Origin of the sequence: Veillonella sp. ZSJB6, assembly GCF_051549505.1 — a bacterium.
GTDB lineage: Bacteria > Bacillota > Negativicutes > Veillonellales > Veillonellaceae > Veillonella.
The window spans coordinates 14,375-35,227 of record NZ_JBPUGE010000010.1 but is presented as its reverse complement, the minus strand read 5'-3'; the positions used below and the strand labels follow the sequence as shown (position 1 = coordinate 35,227).

General features: G+C 42.0%; 25 protein-coding genes. All 25 read right to left on the bottom strand.

Going from position 1 to position 20,853, the window contains the following annotated elements; all coding sequences use genetic code 11:
• The coding region (locus tag ACSV5T_RS09420; protein WP_438320929.1) for a hypothetical protein at nucleotides 1-687 on the bottom strand (687 nt) is incomplete at its 3' end.
• 9 nt (nucleotides 688-696) lie between these two features.
• A complete protein-coding gene (locus ACSV5T_RS09415) occupies nucleotides 697-1,329 on the bottom strand; it encodes a putative phage tail protein (protein ID WP_438320928.1) in 633 nt (210 codons plus the stop codon).
• Nucleotides 1,326-2,405 (bottom strand): baseplate J/gp47 family protein, encoded by a 1,080-nt coding sequence (locus tag ACSV5T_RS09410; RefSeq protein ID WP_438320927.1) that lies wholly within the window; start codon nucleotides 2,403-2,405, stop codon nucleotides 1,326-1,328. Before ACSV5T_RS09410 ends, ACSV5T_RS09415 begins: the two co-directional genes overlap by 4 nt.
• On the bottom strand, nucleotides 2,398-2,829 hold the full coding sequence (locus ACSV5T_RS09405) for a DUF2634 domain-containing protein (protein WP_438320926.1): 432 nt from the start codon (nucleotides 2,827-2,829) through the stop codon (nucleotides 2,398-2,400). The genes ACSV5T_RS09410 and ACSV5T_RS09405 overlap by 8 nt, the downstream gene beginning before the upstream one ends.
• The gene (locus tag ACSV5T_RS09400) at nucleotides 2,829-3,242 is read right to left on the bottom strand and encodes a DUF2577 domain-containing protein (protein WP_438320925.1); all 414 of its coding nucleotides are present in this window, start codon (nucleotides 3,240-3,242) and stop codon (nucleotides 2,829-2,831) included. Before ACSV5T_RS09400 ends, ACSV5T_RS09405 begins: the two co-directional genes overlap by 1 nt.
• Nucleotides 3,242-4,732 carry an XkdQ/YqbQ family protein gene (locus ACSV5T_RS09395; RefSeq protein ID WP_438320932.1) on the bottom strand — a complete coding sequence of 497 codons (1,491 nt, stop codon included), beginning with the start codon at nucleotides 4,730-4,732 and terminating at the stop codon, nucleotides 3,242-3,244. The genes ACSV5T_RS09400 and ACSV5T_RS09395 overlap by 1 nt, the downstream gene beginning before the upstream one ends.
• Before the next feature lie 56 nt (nucleotides 4,733-4,788).
• Nucleotides 4,789-5,472 (bottom strand): hypothetical protein, encoded by a 684-nt coding sequence (locus ACSV5T_RS09390; protein ID WP_438320924.1) that lies wholly within the window; start codon nucleotides 5,470-5,472, stop codon nucleotides 4,789-4,791.
• Nucleotides 5,473-7,488 carry a tape measure protein gene (locus ACSV5T_RS09385; RefSeq protein WP_438320923.1) on the bottom strand — a complete coding sequence of 672 codons (2,016 nt, stop codon included), beginning with the start codon at nucleotides 7,486-7,488 and terminating at the stop codon, nucleotides 5,473-5,475.
• A gap of 173 nt (nucleotides 7,489-7,661) precedes the next feature.
• A complete protein-coding gene (locus ACSV5T_RS09380; protein ID WP_438320921.1) occupies nucleotides 7,662-8,090 on the bottom strand; it encodes a phage tail assembly chaperone in 429 nt (142 codons plus the stop codon).
• Nucleotides 8,091-8,122: 32 nt separating this feature from the next.
• Nucleotides 8,123-8,617: a phage tail tube protein gene (locus tag ACSV5T_RS09375; protein ID WP_005385916.1), complete on the bottom strand. Its 495-nt coding sequence runs from the start codon at nucleotides 8,615-8,617 to the stop codon at nucleotides 8,123-8,125.
• A gap of 11 nt (nucleotides 8,618-8,628) precedes the next feature.
• Entirely contained in the window at nucleotides 8,629-9,984 is a 1,356-nt protein-coding gene (locus tag ACSV5T_RS09370; protein ID WP_438320919.1) for a phage tail sheath C-terminal domain-containing protein, read from the bottom strand.
• Between the two features lie 6 nt (nucleotides 9,985-9,990).
• On the bottom strand, nucleotides 9,991-10,182 hold the full coding sequence (locus tag ACSV5T_RS09365; protein ID WP_287501250.1) for a hypothetical protein: 192 nt from the start codon (nucleotides 10,180-10,182) through the stop codon (nucleotides 9,991-9,993).
• Complete coding sequence (locus ACSV5T_RS09360) at nucleotides 10,172-10,609, bottom strand: phage tail terminator family protein (protein WP_438320918.1); 438 nt, start codon at nucleotides 10,607-10,609, stop codon at nucleotides 10,172-10,174. The genes ACSV5T_RS09365 and ACSV5T_RS09360 overlap by 11 nt, the downstream gene beginning before the upstream one ends.
• Entirely contained in the window at nucleotides 10,596-11,114 is a 519-nt protein-coding gene (locus ACSV5T_RS09355) for an HK97 gp10 family phage protein (protein WP_438320917.1), read from the bottom strand. Before ACSV5T_RS09355 ends, ACSV5T_RS09360 begins: the two co-directional genes overlap by 14 nt.
• 348 nt (nucleotides 11,115-11,462) lie before the next feature.
• On the bottom strand, nucleotides 11,463-11,831 hold the full coding sequence (locus ACSV5T_RS09350) for a hypothetical protein (protein WP_438320916.1): 369 nt from the start codon (nucleotides 11,829-11,831) through the stop codon (nucleotides 11,463-11,465).
• A 12-nt stretch (nucleotides 11,832-11,843) separates the two neighbouring features.
• Nucleotides 11,844-12,728, bottom strand: coding sequence for a N4-gp56 family major capsid protein (locus ACSV5T_RS09345; protein WP_438320914.1), 885 nt, complete (start codon nucleotides 12,726-12,728; stop codon nucleotides 11,844-11,846).
• Nucleotides 12,721-13,335, bottom strand: coding sequence for a phage scaffolding protein (locus ACSV5T_RS09340; RefSeq protein WP_438320913.1), 615 nt, complete (start codon nucleotides 13,333-13,335; stop codon nucleotides 12,721-12,723). Before ACSV5T_RS09340 ends, ACSV5T_RS09345 begins: the two co-directional genes overlap by 8 nt.
• A gap of 122 nt (nucleotides 13,336-13,457) precedes the next feature.
• Nucleotides 13,458-14,480 carry a minor capsid protein gene (locus tag ACSV5T_RS09335; protein ID WP_438320911.1) on the bottom strand — a complete coding sequence of 341 codons (1,023 nt, stop codon included), beginning with the start codon at nucleotides 14,478-14,480 and terminating at the stop codon, nucleotides 13,458-13,460.
• Complete coding sequence (locus ACSV5T_RS09330) at nucleotides 14,470-15,885, bottom strand: phage portal protein (protein ID WP_438320910.1); 1,416 nt, start codon at nucleotides 15,883-15,885, stop codon at nucleotides 14,470-14,472. Before ACSV5T_RS09330 ends, ACSV5T_RS09335 begins: the two co-directional genes overlap by 11 nt.
• Nucleotides 15,882-17,105 (bottom strand): PBSX family phage terminase large subunit, encoded by a 1,224-nt coding sequence (locus tag ACSV5T_RS09325; protein WP_438320909.1) that lies wholly within the window; start codon nucleotides 17,103-17,105, stop codon nucleotides 15,882-15,884. Before ACSV5T_RS09325 ends, ACSV5T_RS09330 begins: the two co-directional genes overlap by 4 nt.
• Before the next feature lie 4 nt (nucleotides 17,106-17,109).
• A complete protein-coding gene (locus tag ACSV5T_RS09320; RefSeq protein WP_438320908.1) occupies nucleotides 17,110-17,553 on the bottom strand; it encodes a terminase small subunit in 444 nt (147 codons plus the stop codon).
• 650 nt (nucleotides 17,554-18,203) lie between these two features.
• A complete protein-coding gene (locus ACSV5T_RS09315; RefSeq protein WP_314356914.1) occupies nucleotides 18,204-18,632 on the bottom strand; it encodes a DUF1492 domain-containing protein in 429 nt (142 codons plus the stop codon).
• A complete protein-coding gene (locus ACSV5T_RS09310) occupies nucleotides 18,625-19,071 on the bottom strand; it encodes a DUF3310 domain-containing protein (protein ID WP_438320931.1) in 447 nt (148 codons plus the stop codon). The genes ACSV5T_RS09315 and ACSV5T_RS09310 overlap by 8 nt, the downstream gene beginning before the upstream one ends.
• Nucleotides 19,072-19,156: 85 nt before the next feature.
• Nucleotides 19,157-20,524 carry an SNF2-related protein gene (locus ACSV5T_RS09305; protein ID WP_438320907.1) on the bottom strand — a complete coding sequence of 456 codons (1,368 nt, stop codon included), beginning with the start codon at nucleotides 20,522-20,524 and terminating at the stop codon, nucleotides 19,157-19,159.
• Entirely contained in the window at nucleotides 20,472-20,744 is a 273-nt protein-coding gene (locus tag ACSV5T_RS09300) for a VRR-NUC domain-containing protein (protein WP_438320930.1), read from the bottom strand. The genes ACSV5T_RS09305 and ACSV5T_RS09300 overlap by 53 nt, the downstream gene beginning before the upstream one ends.
• Between the last annotated feature and the right edge of the window lie 109 nt (nucleotides 20,745-20,853).

The window sequence follows — 20,853 nt, the reverse complement described above, 5'->3', positions numbered from 1 at the left end:
TCCCCACTGGATAGTGAAACCATTCGCAAATTTAACAAAGCCCGCATTAGCATCGAGTTTAGATGCCACGATAGCGCCTTGGCCTAGTAAGTTTTTAATTGTAACAAGCGTACTTGCCGGAGAGTCTTTCCAGTTAGCACTACCGAGGATTGCTTTAATTTGGTCTGTGATAGGAGCGTGCGCACTTGTATCACGGCTATGGGCCTCTAATGCCCCTCTAGTCAGATACGCCGCATCAATCTTCTTAACGGTTACATTGGTAGAATTGCCAATTACAACATCTAAAGAGAACACTTTAGAATTGATTGGCGTCTCTTTGGACGGGATATAGGATGCGTAGTTACCGCCATTACTATATGCAATTAATCTAGCAGCGGAATCAGATTCACCTTCTAAATTAGCATATACGCCTAATTCCCTAGCAAAGAATCCATTAGTTACCGTACTATTGCCTACTGCAAATTCAATTCTAAATTGACCATCTCCTACGAATTCACCATTAGAGGTAAACGGGCACTCCAATTTTGGAGCTATTACAGAGGTCATAGTATCGATATTTTGGTTATCGAGCTGGCCGTCCCCAGTAACTAATTTAATATACTGCAACTTCTTACCTGTTGCTTGTGATCTTGCGATTAACTCACGGCCATAATTGGTTAATCGTGTATTTGGATAAATAGAAGCCATGTGTTCTCCTTATACTTTAATTGTTTCTAATACGTCGAAGCTCATGCCTATATTAATGTCAGAGCCTACTTTGAAGTCAAACTTATCTAATGCCGCCCCGACATGGAAGGATTCATATACATCGGAGATAGCACCGATGTATATTTCGCCGTTAAGGTTTGTAGTACTTTTAGTTTTGATGATTAAGTTCTTAGGAATTAAAGGCTCGACATAATCAATAATATTGTTTAATTGAGTCTCAAAGCCTTCTACTACGTCTAGCCAGTACTCATACCTATCAGATACAACAGAGTGCTCTACTACGTGATTACCGAATTTAAAATTGAGCATTTCTTGCACTTTAGGCATAGTAAAAGGACGCTGACCGATTAATACCGATAGTATTTCGCTTCTGCGCCCTTCTGTGTCTGTCAAATCCGGAGGATTGATGCCTAATATTTGTTCCCATGCTTCAAGCCCGTAATCTGCGGCGGTATAGATGTATTCTTCCTTAAAGATATCTAGCATGATATCCCATAGTAGTTGTAATTCAGCCGATTCCACTCGATACACTTCTTGGATATCCCGAGAATCTCGAGTTAACGGAACGGCGAATTGTGAGATATCAATATCTCGCTTAAAAATGTCGAAATCTGTAATCATACTGCCACCAAAGTAATCGTCCCTAATACTGGGATTTGATTATCCTTTAATTCTAGTTTTGATATAGTGGCACCGTTTACGGTAATTCTACCTACATCAAGAACGTTTGGAAGTTCAACCATCAAAGCTGTTACCAGGCTAGACCGAAGAATAACATGATCCTTCTCGTCTTGATTACACCATTCTTTAGCACGAATAAGTAATCGTTGCTTGATAGCGTTTTCAGCAAGAGTTTGAATTTCGTTAACGTTATGACCACTCATCATAGTTACTTCAATTCGGTAGTTGACAGTTACAGGTTCAGCCTTTTCGATTGTTACAGTATGACCTATAGGAGCGAGCCCATAGCCTTTGCCTTTCGGTGCAGGGTCTATAACGTTCTCTACTTCCTTAATCAGTTCATCTGCTGCCGGCTTGTAGTCACTATTTAAGACGACTAATTTAACTGTGCCGCCGCCATTCCAACAGCGGTATACTTTAACACCACCTACACCAGGGATAGCTAATACCTTTTCCTTGTAATCGGCACCATTACCCCCATAAGCTTTTGATTTTAAAGCATCAAAGTATCGTTTTCTAAATACTTCCGTGTCTTCTTCATCTTCGCCCGGCGTGATATTTTTCAATATCTTAGCGGAGGTAAGGCCATTAATACCTTGGATTGGCGTAATATCACCTGTAGTCGCATTAGGGGTGCGTCCGTACTGTTCACATTTGAGCTTGTACTTATGTTCCGCGTCGTCGATTAACTCTGTCACAACAAAATTGTATTCGTTGTAATTAAACCTGGAGCCAATCGGTACTTCCATATTGAACTGTGCTTCAAATTCGCCTTGCGTTGCAGGTTCTGGGTAAATATTAAACTCCGCTGCCCGAAGTATTAAGAAGTCTCGGTCTGCCGTAGTGGCAAACGCTTGTTTCAAAATAACATCTGCTAGGATGTAGAGCTCTGCGAACTCTACACTTGCTGGAGCTGTAGCATCGTATATAACACTACCTTCGCGCCGATCGAATTCATCTTTAACTCTATCGAGCATTCGTTTTTCAATTCGATTGGCCGTCATATGCTCATACAATACCTTTCACCCCTTTCTTGATTTTTTGTAACGTACCATAGATGGTATCTACATCAAATTCAACCATGACGTCACCACCTTCGTGGCTAAAATCAAAGTTGTACACTTTAGTTATTCTATCGTCATTCAGTAAAGCCTCTTCTATGCGTCGCTGTAACTCAGCGTACACATACGGAATTGGCTGGCCGAATAAGTCTTGTAGTTCGATGCCGTAATTCCAACTGTAAATAATATATTGGTATCGCTCCGTATTGATGATTTTATAAATCGCTTGCTCCATAGCTCGCAACTTGTCCGCATAGCCCCTAATTTGGCTATCCGTTCTAAAATCAACATCATACGTATGCGACGGATCAATATAATTCACTGTGTCAGGAATAAGCGCATCGTTATTCTGTTTTGGTAATAGTAAATTATCTGCCATTACTTAGTCGTGCACCCCCTATTCGGGTTATACCAACGGTCTAATGCTATGTAACGCTGTCCGCCTGTTTCCTTCAGCATAATGACTTTGTCGCCCATGACTAATTGGTTATGAACGAGATACTTCTTACGACCTACGTAGTCGTGGTTATGGCTAGCAAATTCAGCCATACCGCCGCCACCTGCTCGGTTTTCTGTAACATGATCAACGCTCATCTCCATAGTCCATTCACAGGTGTTTTTGGTAAGAATAATATTCTCTTCAGGTACGGTTAGTTTAGGGTCAATCTTAATGGCAAGCGGTGATACACTGACAACTTCGCCGACGACTACTTCCATAGGTTCGCCATTCGATATAACGGTGCTCGCTATTTCTTTAATTGTGTTAACGATTTTCATGTACTCGCTATCCATTATTTGGCCCCCATTCGAATAATCTTAGTTGGCGCTTCGTTATTATGCCACGCATAATTTGCGTTGCCATACTTCATAGCATATCCACGGCTAGAGGAGTTACCAAAGCACCCGCCTGCACCATCAGCGATTACGACATGATCATCGTCGCCGTAAATCAATAAATCGCCTTTATTAGCATAGCCGTTGAATTGTTCCGTTGTATAACCTTTCGCTTCTAGGTTTTGGCGAAGTGTATCAACTCTTGCCGTCCCTTTGTCATATTCTGCTTTTAAATCAGAATTGTACCAAGACCCAGTAGCGCATACTGTGTCCGCGCACCCTACGCTACCATATTGAGATACTCGACCGTCATTGGCGCTGAATGCTGTATCGACTTGCCCTGCCGTACCACCTGCCCCAGTAGCGACTGCAGTACCTTTGGTTTTCTTAGCAGCTTCAATCTTCTTAACCGCTTCGGCATCTTCGTCTTTCGCAACTTCATAAGCTGCGTCATTATCAACGTATCGTAAATCTAAATCCATTCCATGAAATCCTGTTTTAAATGTATGAGTAACAGATGTTACCATCATATAATTGTTAACAACCATATCGCCAAAGTTTCGATTGATGTACACCAAGGATCCACCGCGTACACGCACATCGCCAATGACATTTTTGAGTTTGATTTCACGGCTTTTCTTGTTTTTGTGAGCCATGATTGCCTTGGCTTGCGCTACTGCGTTGACGTCCTTTTCTTTAGGAATGAGCAGATACTGTAATCTGCCCCATTTCTCGATGTTCTTATCGTCTTTAGCTATAAAAGTGTTCTCCAACTTACTTGATGCGCCGTTTGGAACTGTGCGGACGATTTTAACATAGTTGTATGTTTCCTTGTCTATGGAAGTTGTGTATTGCACATCTTCCATGCACTCATCATCAATGTAAATATCTGTCTTCATAGTCTCAAACGATGCTAGCCGTAACTCGCCCGCATCATCGTATAAATGATAGAACGCATGATTAGGCGTGTATATGGCCGTTTTATCGAGTAGTTGGCATATCATTTCTTGCAATGACTTATCTTTGAATATGGTTTGCGGTTTCTCAGGAGTTTTCCACACGGTATCGTCCATATAACCACATTTCAAACCGAAGTCATCGGCTACCATTTTGATGAACTCTGTCGCAGTCATAGCTCCGATAACATAGCAGTCTTTATTCTTGAGATAGCGTATCTGATCATAGCAAGTAACTGATATCGAATTCTTGCCGTCACGCTGTTTCTCAAAGACGTACCCAAAGAACACCGCTCCTCCGTTTAAAGTGAACTTGGCGGTATCACCTTCTTCAAAATTGAGGTTAGGGTCTTTAGGCACTTTGAAAGTCATCTTACTTGGAACACAGTCAACTGCTCTCGTAATTTGTACGCCGTCTTCGGGTTCTATAAGCCATAAATCACCAGTGCTTTTATTTCTGATGGTTAACTCATAGTGAAGTTGAGTAGGCATGGGTAACGGAATGATAGTGCCATTGATTTGAGATTTTTCGACTGCTTTCTTTTCATCTATAGCCATTCGTTATTACCCTCACGTTTAAGCTGGACGACTTGGCCAACTCCCAAGATAGCGGGCACAGCGATTTTGTTAAGGGCAGCAATTTGGAACAGGTTATCCGTATTGCCTAATTGCTTCTTAACGATTTGTTGTAAAGTCTGTCCTTTGGATACCTTAGCAGTAGATGCTGCCACCTTGCCATCCGTCGGTCTATCCGACTTAACGCTACCTTTTGCAGTACCATCCTTATCGGTCTTCACTTCAATCCGTTTAGCACCCCAAGGCTTCCACTGCTTCAAGGTAACGCTAGCATAGGAGTCAAAGCCGTTATCTGCATCTTCCTCTATGACGTAGTTTTCAAGCGTACACTTCATGTTAGTCATGGCAAGCATCTGTCCGCCTGGTTTCATTCGAACTACGATAAATTGGAAGATCGTCTTTGTAGTTTTAAGCTTTTCGAGTTCATCGATATAGTACTTAGCCTTCTTAGACTTAAAGACCAAGGACTCATTAAATGGATAATCAGAGTTAGGCAACAAGAATTTAAAAGCAATGTCAGTAAGCCCTGCGGGTTTAATAACGTTAACTTCGCCTTTCCCCAATAGCTCCATTGTTTCGTTCTTGCCATTGATAGTAGTGGTTAATTCTTTAGGGGGAATCGGTATCTGCATCGTCCCCATATAGAAGTAATACATTTAGATTCCCTCCCTTTGAATTGCGAATGCATCTTTCAAGCCCTTCGAGATTTGACTTGTAAAGCCATCTAGGTCAGTGCCGTTATTGATTTCCACATCGTTATTCATTTGGATGTGAATTACATTGGCATCTTGCCATCTCTTCAAGGACTTATCGATAGCGCTTTCACGGAGTGCCTTGATTTCCTCATTTGTCATGTCGATAGACTTGGCAATCTTGCCTGTGTTTTTGGCAGTCTTACCTGTGTTTTTCTTAGTCTTATCGGCTGCATCATGATTAGCACCTGGAGTAATTTTGCTAGCGTCAAACTCTTGAGGAGTTTTAACACCAGGCATGCTAGGCATTAAATCACCTAGGCTAAGGTTAGCCCCAATGTTATAGCCCTCGCCGAAAGCTCCAGTAACACTAGAATAATCCATCTTACCCATGACAGTGGTTTCACCGCCGGCAATCTCGAACCGTTCCAGTACACCAGTAGACCCGCCTACTTTATCGATATTTACACCAGGGATTTTGTTAATCGCATCGATAATATCGTTAATCCGGGCTTTTACGAATTGCCAAATACCATTCCATATATCGATAAACAAGTTAGCGACTGCATGTAATGGGTCTTTAAATACGTTGGCCAAGAAATTAACAAATGCTGCGATAATGTTCCACCCCAATGCGAACACATTGAAAATAGCGGAACCGAACGCCCAAAAAGCACCAACTACGATTCCTAGTACGCTAATATTCGCATCACAGAAATAGTTAATAGCTTCTACAACTAAGTAGATTACGACTATAACTGCAACAATCAAACCGATTACCCATGTTAACGGACACGCGTATAATGCGGCGTTCAATCCTTCTTGAGCTACAATCATTGCTAACAGAGCAGCAGTTTCCGCCCAATCTGCTACGGCCTTAATCGCCATAGCACCTGCAGCGAGAATCGTTCTTCCGGCTGCTATACCTGCTTGGATTGCATAAAACGCCATAACGCCGCCCAATATTATCATCGCCGTATACATGATAGACGAGTGTTGTCTAACAAAGTTAGATAACGTGTTAAACGCCCATACTGCAGTGTTAATCGTTTCGCCTATAACGCCTACGAGCCAATAGAATACAGGTGCTACTGTTTGGATAGCTCCCGTTACGTTGTCCACTAACTCACGGACACCCTCGCTATTAGCAAGGTCAGATATTCGTTGGAACACAGGCTCGAACGCTCGAATAGCTTTATTCTTAATCGACTGCATATGATCACCCCAAGTTTTAGGAAGCGATTCAAACTGCTTTTCAATCTCAGGCATATTAGTCATGATAGCGTTCTTGATTACATCAGCGGTAATCTTGCCCTCCGATGCTAACTTTTTAAGTTCGCCACGAGATACGCCCATAGTTTTAGCAATGATGTTTTCAATCATAGGCGCGTTTTCAGCAATAGACCGGAACTCGTCGCCCTGTAATTGTCCACTGGCCAAACCTTGCGTTAACTGAAGCATGGCGTTCTTTTGTGCTTCTTTCGATGCACCGCCTATAGCGAATACCTTTTGTACCCCTTCCATGAATTCTACGGCTTGTCTTGGGTCCGGGAACGCATCATGCGCGGATTGAGATACCTGGATTACAGCGTCAGCCATTTCCAAATATCCACCCCTTGCACGCTGTGCGGATTCAAATATCTGCTTATTTAGGTAAATAGCATTTTCCTGGCTACCAGCTACCAATTTAAGGCGAGCTTGCACCTGTGCCCATTCTGTAGCAGTATCTTGAATCGATTCGATAGCGCCTTTTATAGCACCAACGCCATTCATTACTGTACTAGCCAACAGGTTACCTGCAAAGCTATTCATGATACCGCCCATGCTAGCTTTCAGAGTTTCACTAGCACTCGATACACCGTTCATCTTATTGTGTAGCGTGTTCATGGATTGATAGGCTTTAGTTGTTGCGTTTGCGGCTGCGTTCATAGCATTAGGAATATTAGTAGAGAGGCTTATATAGTTAGAAAGTGTAGCCATTCATTACCCCCTTTTTGCCTTATTCATTTCATCTTGCTCATCTTTGGCATGTTGCTGAATAAAGGCAATCACTACAGCCTTTTCATTCATGTCCATATCCGCAAAAACAGAAGGTCGCATATGGTATTTAACAAATGCCAAATATGCGAACATCGTTTCTGTTTCATTGGATTCTAGGAGTTTTTTACTTCTTTTACCTTATCTTCCATGCCCACATCATAGCCTTGGGCTTCCGTTACTGCTGCCAAAAGGTCAGCGTATTCACCAGGTGTAAGCATTGCTTTTACAAGCTCAACCGGTTCAGTAACGCCCCAGCTATCTTGAAGTTCCGCATCATAAAGATTAGGGTAAGTGATTGCCTTAGATAGCACATCTTCGTTGTATGCAGTCGCGTCAAAGCGTTCTTCAGATTGACGAGAGATGCGGTCAGTAATGCGTTTAGTGTATTTCTTACGCATTTTTTCTGTTTCTTCTGTTGCCAATGTTTTGATTTTCCACGCAACAGGCTCGCCATTCACTTTAATACGTTTAGATGCTACATATTCTGTTTCATTGACTACATCAACGTTTTGTTTAAGGAATGCGCTTAAATTTTCAGCCATTATAAAAACCTCCTAAAAAAAGGATGCAAGCACTAGGCTTGCATCCCGTCTAATTCATTAAAGTGTTGAACGTATTTAACACCTTCATACGTGAAGTTGTGTTCTTGTTCAATGTATTTGCCTTCAGCGTCGAATTCAGCTGCTGTTAATTCATCAAGGTTCACACCTTTTAGAATTACAGAACGGCGACCAGCTTTAGAAGTTGGATCGTTGTTAACTACTTGCATATCAAAGTATGTATCCACGCCCGTTTTCAAGTATTTTTCAACCATCTTATCGAATAAAGCTGTGTTATGGTAAATCGTTAAGCTACCGCTGTATTCTACGGAGGTAGACTTATTGCCTGCACCGATACGGCCCAAGATTGCCACTTTTTCTTTATTCTTTTTAATTTTTGCGCTAAGTTTCTTAGCTTGAAACAGTAAGTATCGGTTACCGTTCTCTACGATATAGCAAGACGCTAATTTAGAAGAAACAACGTCAGCTGCATCCATCGTTTTCAATGCATCTAAAATTTCATTTTCCATACGTTATCCTCCTAGGCTACTACAACAGTCATGTACAATTTTTCCATAGCCACAGTTGGCTGTAATTGTACGTTAACCAATACATCTTCCTTGTTATCACCTTGCGTAGGTACTGGGATGTCTTTATCATCGAAGTTTTGGATAGCACGTACTTTTTGGTACTGCTCAGCAAGATATACAAGGTCGCCCCATAAGGACTCACGACCAGCTTGGTCATTAGGGGATTTATCAAGATGTGTTTTATTAAACAATCTAGCGCCGTCAACTGCCCAGTTATCCAATACACGAATGACTTGGTTAAGAGAGAAGTCGCGGTTTTTAGCTTTACTGAATTCAGTAAATGTGTTGATGTCTTTCAATACACGAACGTCGCCTTGGATATTACCACCAACGGAGTCAGTAACATTATGGAACATAAACATACCATCTTTGATAGCTTGTTCAAGTTCGAACTGTTTGTACTTAACATTTACAGTGTATTCGCCATCATAAATCATGTTGCCTACTGTAGCATTGATATTGCAAGATGCTTCTTGACCTAATGTCCAGTACACCAAAGAGCCTTTTTCAGCGCCTTCGTCGGTTACGTCATTAAGGATGGAGATAACACCTTCATAGTTGACCCCAGTCTTACCATGAATCACTAATTGGAATTTAGCACCACTTTGTTCACGGCAACGTTTAGTAAATGCAATAAGCAAGTTCTTAATTGTGTCGTCCGCACCAGCGTAACCCAACGTATTGAAGTAGTAAGGTTCAAGCATATCAATGCCGTCTTGGTAGTTCTTAACGGCGATTGTGGAGCCGTTAGTACCACCGGATAGTGCAGTATAAGCTGTAGTAGTTAATGCGCCAGTTTTAGTGAATACGATGTAATCGTTATCTTGCAGTTCTGTCGCATTCTTCAAGTTCTTTTGAATATCTACTGCTTTACGAACATCACCTGTAGTGAGGTAAGTAGTTACGATAAATTTACCTGTGTTATCTGGATCAGATTGAACAGATACACCCAAATCGTTACCACGAATACCCTTATACTTAGCTTTACCGATTGTGCTTGTAGCTTGTGCGCCGTCGGAGTTCAAGCGGTAGAAGTAACCAGTTTTAAGACCACGGAACAAATCACGTAAGCCCTTCATTTTGTCATGGCCGTAGTCATAACCAAAGTATTTTTGGCAATCCTTTTGGAATGTGTCGTTATCTACACGGAACACTTCACCACTTGGGCCCCAATCAAAGGAGAGCATCATCGCCCCAAAGCCACGGTCAGATACTTCTGCATATGCTCGGTCTTTGGATACGAAGTTAATATAAGTACCTGGCAATACTTTATTGTGGAATAAGAATGTGCCACCACCTAATGCCATATTTCACTAACCTTTCACAGGCGTTGTTAATGCCTGATTTAAAATCTTATCAATGTCGCTTTCCGTATACATTTCATCTTCATTAAGAAGGCAAGTGAGTAAATCACGATACCGTCTGTATTTGTCAGATGCAATGATAGCGTAAGCATCAAATTGTTGTTCAGTCGTTACCTCGACTGTTTCTTTTTCATCTGCCATCTTTTACCCTTTCTGTTAATTCCATGTGCTTCATTCGTTCGATAGGTTTGGCCACTTTCCGTAGTATGTTTTCATACGTTACGAAGAAGTGCAGCACGCCATCTGAAATCTTGTACTTCATACCCGTGCCCATAATTGTCCGTTCCCCAACTTGTACAAATTCAAGCAGTAGGTACAGCACACTAGGAATATCAATGAGTTTTCGCGTATCAGTAACCACATCAAGATTATTGGCGTAATACATGATGTCTAAATCCAAAGAAGTGTTATAAAGATCACCGACATGTCTGCCCATACTTGGCTCAATCACCTTGATATATGCGCAAGGGAATGTCATATTGTTTTCTTTGAATTCTAGGTATATCGGCACCTTAAGTGCCGTATGTACGGCTTTAGATACAGCTGTTAATACATCAGAATCCACCATGCTTTTCAATCCATTTCTTTAATGTAATTTCCATAATACGTTTAGCGTTTTTACTGAGTGCCTTTTCAGCTTTTTCGTGCATGTACGCACCATCTACCCAAGGCTTTTTCAGTCTACCACCTTGCATAACTCCGCCTTTAGATTGGCCTATCCACGGAAGAAATCTCCCAACTTCTTGCCGATGACCATCATTAAGGAACGAGGCGTAAGAGGACGTGTTAAACACCCTAACCCGTCCGGTTTTTTCGTTCAGTTGATATCTACCAACACTCCACGATTGGCGGGTATGCTCACTATCAAAATACTTTGTTTGTACTTTGCCGTTTTGCATGAATTTAACCGATCGTTTTCCGACCGGTGTGTTCAATTTAGCTTCACGCACATACACACCAGCCATTTCCTTCACGACTTCCTTGTTGAATTTCTGAAGACTGCCCGATTGACTCAGTTTAACTAAGCTACGATTAAATTCAGCAAATTCGTCCATATCAAATTCAACACCCATGTCAATGCACCTCTAAATTTTCGAGTTGCACCTCTTGGTGGGTGTCATATCGTGCCGGAATCGAGGCACTGCGAAAAAGTTGCTTCGTATTTCGCCCTATAAGCTCAATTCGAGCCCCATTTGGTATGATTACATCCGGAGCGGTGAAAAGTACCGTGGTGGTACTAAATTTTGCAATCTCAGCGATTTGACCTGTAGAGAGAGTTTTATAGCTAATTCTACAAGCAAAAGGACCCTCTCTACTGGCAGTTTTACTCATAATTCCAGTATCGGGGTCCATTGCATCCACTTCGGAGATAACATAACACGTACAATCGTATAATCGTTCTAACTGCTTTCTAGCAGCGTCTACCATCTTAGCCGTCGGAAGCATGCTAGGTCACCCCTTCCATATCCACTCAAAGCGGTGGCCAATTCTTGGAGACGGGATGCCTTGTCGGTTCCTTTAAATTGAACTTCAGTATCGCCCATTTTAATGGAACTCGCCATTTCTCCGTCAGCTTCAATCAATTTGTTTTTGTTTGTGGTGATATAGCTGCCAATTACACGATATACGAGAACGTGCTGTAATTCGCTAGGTAGTTCTTTCTGATTGATATCATTGAGGATATGTTGTGTTTCCGCATCAATCATATACTCAATGATATTTACATCAGAAATTGCATCATACCCAAGCCACGATTCAAGAATTTGTAAAACTGTCTCTTTCGTGGTCATACTATTCACCTACTATTTTTTGAATGTAGCTTTTACAACTTTGGATTGGTTAGTCAATGCAACAGTGTAGTGTTCGTTGGCAACGATTTTGTCCAAACCTTTTTCAGGAACACGATCAGCTTCAATCATAACGTCGCGTTTAATGTAGATTGTTACAGCTGGTAATACAGGAGTACCGTCCTCCACTTCTGCAGTTACACCAACGATGAAGTTATCAACAGTTGCGCCTGTGTCATTGATGCGGCGAGATGTTACAACACGACAGCCTGCAATCATACCGATTTCACCTGTCATCATAACGTCGTTGCCGTATTTTGTTTTATCAATGAAGTTAGCGTCTTTACGAAGAGCAGTAATTTGAGAAGGTGCTACAAACAAATATTTTTCAACGTAGTCTTCTTCGTTCAATTTATCTACTGCGTTGACCACACCTTCATAAGAAATAACTTTAGTATCAGTTACAGTAAGAGTAGCACCGCCAAGAGCTGTTACTACGTCTTGGTCGATTTTAGATGCCAAGGACAAACGTAATTGATGAGTAGCTTCGCCTACTGGGTCGCCATAACCGGATAATTTAGCTTCGTCTGTGATATCAACGCGTTTCATTGCTTTTTTAATCTTAGCTTTAGCGACGGACGTGGACATTTGAGTTGCAAGTACTTCTACGCCTTCGGCGATGTCTTCCGCATCACCAATGTAGCCCCATGCTGGGATAGTGATTTCGTTACCAGGTACGCCTGCCAATGTGTTATCGATTTTAGCGATTGGAGTAAATTTAATAGCTTTAGGTAAGCCCGCGGACACCATATCCGCCATTACTTGAGGGTTAACTACATTAGCAACTTGCGTAGGACCTGCTGCGAATGTTTGTAAATTAAAAGAGAATTGTTTATTCATTAGCGTTTCCTCCTGTTAATGAATGGTAAAGTTCAACATCGTTTGCGAATAACTCCGCCCGTTGAGAGTACGTCATTTTAGCGAAGTCTTCTTTAGTTACTGCGCCACTCGGTGCTTTACCGCCAGGGTTACCAGGCGCTACACCTTTAGGAGCGGACGCTTCCCCAAATAAATAAGGATTAGCTTTAGCAACTTCAGCAAGTTGTTCATCTAACCCCTTGATTTTGCCGTCCTTCACTTTTGCATCGGTTAAATCCAATAGCGCACGGACCGCAACGTTGTTTTTAGCTTTTGCATTAGACAATGCTACGTTCACAATATTGTCGATTTCAAGTTGTGCGATTTTACCCTCGTATTCAGCCTTACGAGTTTCTGCATCAGCTTTCATCGTTTCAATTTGTTTCGCAAGCTCCGCATTATCTGCATTAGATTTTTTGAGGTTATCAATCTCGCTGTTAAGGGTCGTGAGTTCCCCTTTTACGGATTTGAGTTCCTCATTCTTAGCATTGAATTGATCCTTAGACACATAATTCTTGCCATAGTCTTCAACGACCTTAGCAGTCTGTTCTTCAGTTAATCCTAGTGCTAACAATTCTTCCTTAGTCATAGTGACCTCCTTAAAAAATACCCATTTCGCTTTATTTTCGTGAGCCACACCTCACGGCTACGGTCTTGTTAGTTATCGCCCAACAATACTAAAATGGCAATAAAAAAGCAGCGTTTCCGCTGCTAATTGATATATTCTTTTTCCCATTCCTCGTAGGTAATCGCTCCGTCAAAATCAGTACTCTTATCGTTCTGATTTCTACCTGTTCGAGTTCCTTCGAGCCCAGGAATATATGGAATTGTAGTTGACCGGCAATAGCAATGAAACGGCGGAACGGTTACGCCTGGTTTAGCATCTACGACTCTGACACGTTTACGATCCATGTGTCTGCAGATAGAAGAAGTATGACTATCTAGTGTAGCCAGTATCTCTAACTCCTCGATATCTAGGTCTTTCATACTATCAAGAAACCCTTGCTCGTGAACCCGTGCCGTCTCTGTTTCGATTAATCGCTTAGCGTTACTGTATGATGTCTTCATCCGCTTATGCAGATTATCTGCCATCGTGTCCGCCCCTTGCCCAATAATGAGAGCTTGGGTGAAATCATTCTGCAAGTTAGCTACTAGCTTACTTGTATCGCCCCAAATCCTACTACTGAAGTCCTTGCCATCGCTAGCCCATTGACTGTGAACCACGCTATCAACACGCTTGCTATCAATCGTATTAATAGGTGAGTATTCTCCGCGTTGCGTCTGCACTGTATATGCGGACTTATACGCGGAGGACTGATACACATCTTTCAATAGGTCGTTAAGTGAAATACTCTGCTTTTGAGCCAGTATTTCAAGCTCATGAACCACATTGATATACAGCATCTGTTCACGGCTTAACCGCTCACGAATGGATGCATTTGATAGCATTTGTTGATGTTCTTCAGATACGCCAAGTTTCTTAGCTTCCGCCTTAAACTCAGCCAAATCCATTTTAAAGGCTTTCATTTCATAGGCGTTTAGTAGCTTCCTTGCTTCGGCTAGTTGAAGTCCGTTTTCTGTGGCGAACCTGCGATACCAATCGTTGATAGCCTTTTCTATCCTGCGTAACGCCCTGGCGTAGTTAGCTTTGATTTCCGCATCAGTGAGATTCGCTTTTTGAAACGATTCATCTAGTAACCGCTCATACCGTTTCTCCCAGTAATCATTCGCCATCTGCCTCACCGCCGTTCGGTACAACAAAATCTGCTGTTACTTCGGACTGTTCCTTTTTTACTTTTGCAAGTTCTTCCGCAGCATCTGTTGTCCACGGATGATTTGCAATGATGGTTTCATTGGATATGATACCAACGGAATTTTTACAGTTGTTAATCGTATCGCCTTCATTGATAGGCAAGTCACGATTGAAGATGAAGTCCACTTCTTCAACTGTATTTTGATTAGTTAAGCCACGATACGTGTTAACGAACCACATCAAATCGTGCAAGCTAGATTTAAACTCTAGCTCCATTTCATTGGCATCTAAATCAATATCAGAGTACATGGACATAATGTTCATCTGATTAGGATTGTTAGCCATACGATCGTCCTTAGCATCAAAGCCTCGGCCGTTCTCGATAATCGCTTTACGCAAAATGTTAATTAGTAATTGGTAATTGTCGCTATTCACCTCTATTTTTAAGGCTTTCACATCACCATTGACGCCATCTACTGTACGAACCTTGATTGCCCCATACGAAGCAAGATTTTGGCGGAACTCAGCGAGATTTTCACCGTCATAGTTCTGTAGTATCAAAATTGTGCTGCGGATATCCTCTTCCATATTATCTTGGAAGTTGGATAGTAACCGGTTAAGTGCGTCCTGTAGAGATTTAACCTTAACGATAAGAGGTTGCTCAAATTCATTAGCACGGAACATGATTAACGGAACGCGTTCCCAGTTGTATGGTTTATCGGCAATAGCAAAATTAGCGGTATTTTCTTTATCTGGATCAGGAAGTAAACGTTCCATATCCCATGTGTAATACTGAATACCATTCGGTGTGTAGTATTCCACTTTGTGAATGGTCTTAGTTTCTAGCCCTGTATAGTACTCGATGTCGTACAAGTATAAGAACGCATCTAGTTGTGTGTGCTCCTCATCTGCCCAAAATGGTAAAACCTGATGCGGTTTCATCATCTTAAACTTTAGAGCGCCATCGATGCCAATGTAAGGATGTATATACGCCTTACCCGCCATCGTTGCAAACTTGCCTACAGACTTTAGCAGTTTTTGGAACTGAATACCGAACATCTTATCGAGCTCGTCATCATCGGTGTTAATATCCAATGGCTTAGACAATAAGTAGTTAACCTTTTGGTCTACTAAATCATCAAATCGGTTATCCACAATCTGATTATTAGGAACGCCCTGTAACGCTATTTGCTTATTACCCTCACCAATAACGTACCGTTGCTTATTCAAAATGTCATGTTTACCGTCATAATAATCGATAGCAGTACACATCGTTTTCCGCTGTTCGCTACCTAGAAAATTACGCAGTTGTGCTTGTAGGAACTCGCGTTCCGACATAGTCGCTGAACCTTTTATGATGCGGTCCCACAGCTGAGATAATATCAATCAAACGACCACCTTTCTACATTAATATCTTCCAAACCATACCGCATAGCATCCATAGCATGGTTATTTTCGTCTTCAGGTTTCCCTGTGTATTTCTCAAAGCGATCCTTCGCCCATTGGTACGTGGATAACTCACGCAGCACATTAACGCATCTTGGATGAACGATTAGTTCGTAGTCTTGTATCCGCTGAATACCATTTAATATGCTGTCCTTACCTTTGCGTGCCCCGGTTATCCCTTTTAGCCCTTCCTGGTACAATTCCTCAATAGATTTAGGCTCGGCACTATCGGCTCGAATCTTCTCTTTCGCATACCCCATATCCTTGATACGAGATGCTAATTGTTGATTCGTAAGCCCTGTTTCGTACAGCTCATCGAATATGTAGATTTTCTTATTCGCCATATCAACTAGCATGCACACTAACGCTGTAGGGTCTACCGTATAACCAAAATCAAGGCCAAACGCGGACTTGATACCGGTTTGACCTCTAATATAATCAACATTGAATTCTTGTTCTTTCCAGTTTTCGTAAACCAGTCCTTCGACAACGCCCCAGTTGCCGAGCCCTGCTACTTGGTACCGCTTAGGGTTCTTCTTCATTTCTTCGAATAACACTAAGTCAGATTCACTCAGGAACTCGTTACACAGGTAATTCGTAGTCATGGCCAGCACGTTTTCACTAGGCTCATCAAAAAATCGTTTCTTTAACCAGTGCCTATCGGACCACGGGTTAAAAGTTAAGACTACCTGGTGATACAACCCGTCAGGCAACTGACCACGAATAGATTCATCCAGTCTGTTGAAGGCATCTTCACTCATAATCTCGTAAGCTTCTTCAATCCATAGCCTACACAACGCGCCAACTTCAACAGTAATGGACGTTACCTTTAAAGGATCATCGAGACCACGAAATAGGATTTTCTGACCGGTCGGGATGTACGTTATTTCAAGTGGCGATACAGAACATTTGAAGTACCGCTCCACCTTCAACTGGCGCATAGCCCATTTAAGCTGCGCGAAACAACTGTCACGCAAAGTCCGTTCTGTCTTACGAACGACTAGCCAGTTTATACAAGGGTTCTCCATTATCTCCATAATAACTTTTAGAGACTGGGTAGAAGACTTCTTACTGGCACGACTGCCCTTGACTACTTTATAACGCCCTTTGAACCGCCAAAAAGCACCGTATCCCTTGCCTACGATATCCGGCAAGTACACTCTGTTAGTCTGCAATATCGTCACCACCTACGATGAGTACAGGCTTAATATCGATAGTCGTATCACCGCTGAGTATTCTATGGCGTTTAGCCATAAGCTCTAGGGCTTTTAGTCTTGACTTCTCGTCCGGTGGCTTATCGATAATTCGAGCTTCGGAACATCCTTCCCCTGTGCCCTCGATAACCACTTGCTTTTCATTTGAGAGCCCCAGGGCAATTCGTGTTAACTCATACTCGACCTGTTGAGCTGTCATGATGTTTTCATTGAAATAGGCTTCCCGTAATTCAGAAACCCTTGTTTTGATGTCATCATTAGTCATCAAGCGACTACCTTGCATTTTAGCTGTTTTTTCTGAGTAACCAGTGCGAATAGCAGCCTGTGTAGCGTTCATATCCTTGATGTACTCATGACAAAATTTTTCGTGTCGTTTATTTGCTAATGCAGCCACTATCTCACCTCCTGGCTATCTTAATACATCACGGCTGTTTCTCTTAAATCGGCCGTGCGAACGAGTGCATAATCCACAATTACTTTTGTGTGCGTGGTCATGTGTGATATACGTTTGACACAGGCCGTCGTATTCAATTAGTTTCGCAGCGCAAACGCCGTTTTTGTTATTCAGGCATTTACGTTTAATACATTTGACTTCTGTGCTCATTCCTTATCACCTTTAATCCGTTTGTACGCTCAAATCCGATGACTAGTTGGTTGTTGTTAGGCTATATAGATATTGGAGGACTACTAGTTCTAGTCATCAGATGTCAGCGTACAACGATACAGGGCAAGCTCATAATGTATAAGCTTTGAAATGTATGTGGACATATTCGGCTCGCCCTGGTTTCATTGTGCGGTAAATTTCATTTTTACATATTCCCTCTCCTTAGCTTACGCGATCGCCTACACCATAAATACGGGCCCCTGTATTTACAATGCTACATACAACAAAAAGCACGGTCGTTATCACCGTGCTTTTTGCCGAGTTGTGTATAAGAGAGGATTTGTGTTAGATGACTAATGACACCTTTCACAACTACATTATACTATGTCAAGTCGGTTCATTTAAGTCCAAAATACTCCAAAGTACTCCAAAGTACTCCACTATGAAAGGAGTTCCCCTAATTCGTTCAATGCTTTATTTTTTAAATTGAAGTAACTACTTTTTTCGTAATATATCATCGCTTGTACTTTCTTAGGGAAAGCCCCGTTTATGTATTCTTGCGATAATATAATACGCCCTGGTATACATTCTATCTTTTCAATCAAAGCCCTTGCTTCTTCCCTTTTAGCTATAAGCTTCGCTATCTCACGTTTTTTGGTATCGACTGTATCAACAAGTCTAGCCACATCACCTTCAAGCCCTACCGGAGTGCCACCCCCTGATACTCGGTCTTTGGAATAATCAATCGCCGATAGGGTGATGATATCATACTGCAGTTTGCGAATATCTTGCCGTAGCGATTGAATACGTATGGCTATCATCTTTATATCTTGCAGATACGCAGTCGCCTTTTCTTTATAGTCACTCATGCTGCATTACCTCATTGATGTACCGGTCTAAATACCACCGTGCTTTTTTTAGGTCTTCGAGTTTATCGCCCTTATGCCCTGCTCGTGCGATGTACTTGATAACATTACCAAGATGATATGGGAGTTGTTGATCCTCGATAAAATCGATAACCTCAATCTTGCCTCGTGTGTAGTGTGAAGGATGATTGATAACATCTTCTTGCTTAGGCAATTCGATGGTCTTAACTTCAGGCTCCTCTAGTGTCTTCGCTACCATGTTCGCAAGAGTAAAAACTATTTCTTTTTCTTTCTGCTTCTTAGGTACCTTCGAATACTTAGGTAGACACTCCGGACAATATTTAGGCCAACGTCCTTGTGCTTTTTCCTTTGTATGAATAAAGGTTGTGCCACATCCCTCACAGGTTAACTCTTTACTCACACCTGCGCCAGGTGGCGTCATCACTTTTTCACACTCAGGGCAGTAGTCCTCGTGTATTTTTACTGTAAATGTGTCTCCGCATCGTCTACATTTCTTTTGCATAATCTCACTCCTTATACAATTCTTTACGATATTTAATAGCTTCTAGGAGGGCATCTTGCCCTGCTTCTTTACGTTCTAAGGCTTTCATGACTTGCTCGTCCATCGTGCCTTTTGTTACTAGGTGGTGGATAATCACAGGTTGTGTTTGTCCTTGTCTATGAAGTCGTGCATTCGCTTGTTGATACTGCTCTAGGCTCCAAGTTAACCCATACCATACGATGATATTGCCACCAGCTTGAAGGTTTAAGCCGTACCCCGCTGATGCGGGATGTGCCAGTAACATTTGAATGTTGCCTTTGTTCCACTCAGCTACATCATCATCGGTCTTTAACTCAACGGCTTTCGGGAACGCTTCTTTAATCGATTGAAGGTCATGCTTGAAGTTGTAGAACACTAACATCGGTTTTCCTTCGTTCGTCTCTACCAATTCTTTCAAGCGTTCAATCTTCTCGTTATGGACGACTACGATTTCACCCTCATCGTTATAAATGGATCCATTCGCCAGTTGTAACAATTTACCGGCGAGTGCTGCTGCATTGAGTGCACTTACATCGTCATCACTGGCTAAACTAAGCACGTGCTCACGTTCCATCTGTTTATAGAGTTCCCATTCTTTCGGGCTCATCTCTACTGTGATAACGTTCTCGATGCGTTCAGGTAATGTAAGATAGTCCTTAGCTTTTAGGCTCATACAGATATCTTGCATCTTACTGAATATCGCCTTATCACCACCAGGCAGTAATCGGTAACTGTACACGACATGCCCGTTTGTTTTGTCCGGCGTAAAATACCGCGTACGATATTCGGTAATCGTCTTACCTAATCGTTCGCCACCATCTAAGAGATACATTTGCGCCCAAATATCAAGTAAGGTATTCGGTGCCGGTGTACCTGTTAAAATGACGATACGCTTAAACAGTGGACGGAGTTTTCGTATCGCCTTAAACCGTTTAGCCTGTGGGTTCTTAAACGAAGAACTCTCATCGATAACTAACATATCGAAAGGGAACGATTTTTTCTTATGGTAGTACTCATATAACCATTGCACGTTTTCACGATTTATCACATAAATGTCAGATTCGCTCTCTAAGGCGTGTATGCGTTCCTTCTCGGAACCTAACACCTTAGCCACGGTTAAACGTCTTGTAGCACTCCATTTTTGCGTTTCTTGGGCCCATGTAGACTCTGCTACCTTCTTAGGTGCAATGAGTAATACTTTTTTAATGTCAAAGTAATCATACATAAGCCGGTCAATCGCAATAAGGGTAGATATGGTTTTACCTAACCCCATATCCAGTAACAATCCGTAATGGGTATTGTCAATGATTCGTTGTATTGCAATGCTTTGATACTCGTGTGGATGAAAGTCCATGTATCGCCCTTTCCATATCTTCAACAAATAACTTGGCGTCAGACATCCCGGTTACCACAAACACCAAAGCGCCTTGTTTACGTAATCGTGAAATCTGTACTCGTTGGTTAGCCATTAACTTCCCTGTTGTACCCTTTAACTCGACGAATAGGACACCACCTCCAGGAAGTACAATAATCCGATCAGGCACCCCGTCGTTTCCAGGTGACACGAATTTCATATATATGCACCCCATTTTTTTGAGTTGATTTCCTAGCCATCGCTCGATGTCTTTTTCCACGTTCTCACCTCGTTCTCATTTAATGATTGGACACACCTTCGGACACGCC

Bases quoted from the DNA above. Each gene is read 5' to 3' on its own strand.
- ACSV5T_RS09415 (WP_438320928.1), bottom strand. From the start codon at position 1,329: ATGATTACAGATTTCGACATTTTTAAGCGAGATATTGATATCTCACAA.
- ACSV5T_RS09300 (WP_438320930.1), bottom strand. From the start codon at position 20,744: ATGAAATTCGTGTCACCTGGAAACGACGGGGTGCCTGATCGGATTATT.
- ACSV5T_RS09405 (WP_438320926.1), bottom strand. From the start codon at position 2,829: ATGGCAGATAATTTACTATTACCAAAACAGAATAACGATGCGCTTATT.
- ACSV5T_RS09315 (WP_314356914.1), bottom strand. From the start codon at position 18,632: ATGAGTGACTATAAAGAAAAGGCGACTGCGTATCTGCAAGATATAAAG.
- ACSV5T_RS09395 (WP_438320932.1), bottom strand. From the start codon at position 4,732: ATGCCTACTCAACTTCACTATGAGTTAACCATCAGAAATAAAAGCACT.
- ACSV5T_RS09345 (WP_438320914.1), bottom strand. From the start codon at position 12,728: ATGAATAAACAATTCTCTTTTAATTTACAAACATTCGCAGCAGGTCCT.
- ACSV5T_RS09340 (WP_438320913.1), bottom strand. From the start codon at position 13,335: ATGACTAAGGAAGAATTGTTAGCACTAGGATTAACTGAAGAACAGACT.
- ACSV5T_RS09370 (WP_438320919.1), bottom strand. From the start codon at position 9,984: ATGGCATTAGGTGGTGGCACATTCTTATTCCACAATAAAGTATTGCCA.
- ACSV5T_RS09355 (WP_438320917.1), bottom strand. From the start codon at position 11,114: ATGGGTGTTGAATTTGATATGGACGAATTTGCTGAATTTAATCGTAGC.
- ACSV5T_RS09310 (WP_438320931.1), bottom strand. From the start codon at position 19,071: ATGACGCCACCTGGCGCAGGTGTGAGTAAAGAGTTAACCTGTGAGGGA.
- ACSV5T_RS09385 (WP_438320923.1), bottom strand. From the start codon at position 7,488: ATGGCTACACTTTCTAACTATATAAGCCTCTCTACTAATATTCCTAAT.
- ACSV5T_RS09375 (WP_005385916.1), bottom strand. From the start codon at position 8,617: ATGGAAAATGAAATTTTAGATGCATTGAAAACGATGGATGCAGCTGAC.
- ACSV5T_RS09380 (WP_438320921.1), bottom strand. From the start codon at position 8,090: ATGGCTGAAAATTTAAGCGCATTCCTTAAACAAAACGTTGATGTAGTC.
- ACSV5T_RS09390 (WP_438320924.1), bottom strand. From the start codon at position 5,472: ATGTATTACTTCTATATGGGGACGATGCAGATACCGATTCCCCCTAAA.
- ACSV5T_RS09305 (WP_438320907.1), bottom strand. From the start codon at position 20,524: ATGGACTTTCATCCACACGAGTATCAAAGCATTGCAATACAACGAATC.
- ACSV5T_RS09360 (WP_438320918.1), bottom strand. From the start codon at position 10,609: ATGGTGGATTCTGATGTATTAACAGCTGTATCTAAAGCCGTACATACG.
- ACSV5T_RS09400 (WP_438320925.1), bottom strand. From the start codon at position 3,242: ATGGATAGCGAGTACATGAAAATCGTTAACACAATTAAAGAAATAGCG.
- ACSV5T_RS09350 (WP_438320916.1), bottom strand. From the start codon at position 11,831: ATGACCACGAAAGAGACAGTTTTACAAATTCTTGAATCGTGGCTTGGG.
- ACSV5T_RS09365 (WP_287501250.1), bottom strand. From the start codon at position 10,182: ATGGCAGATGAAAAAGAAACAGTCGAGGTAACGACTGAACAACAATTT.
- ACSV5T_RS09335 (WP_438320911.1), bottom strand. From the start codon at position 14,480: ATGGCGAATGATTACTGGGAGAAACGGTATGAGCGGTTACTAGATGAA.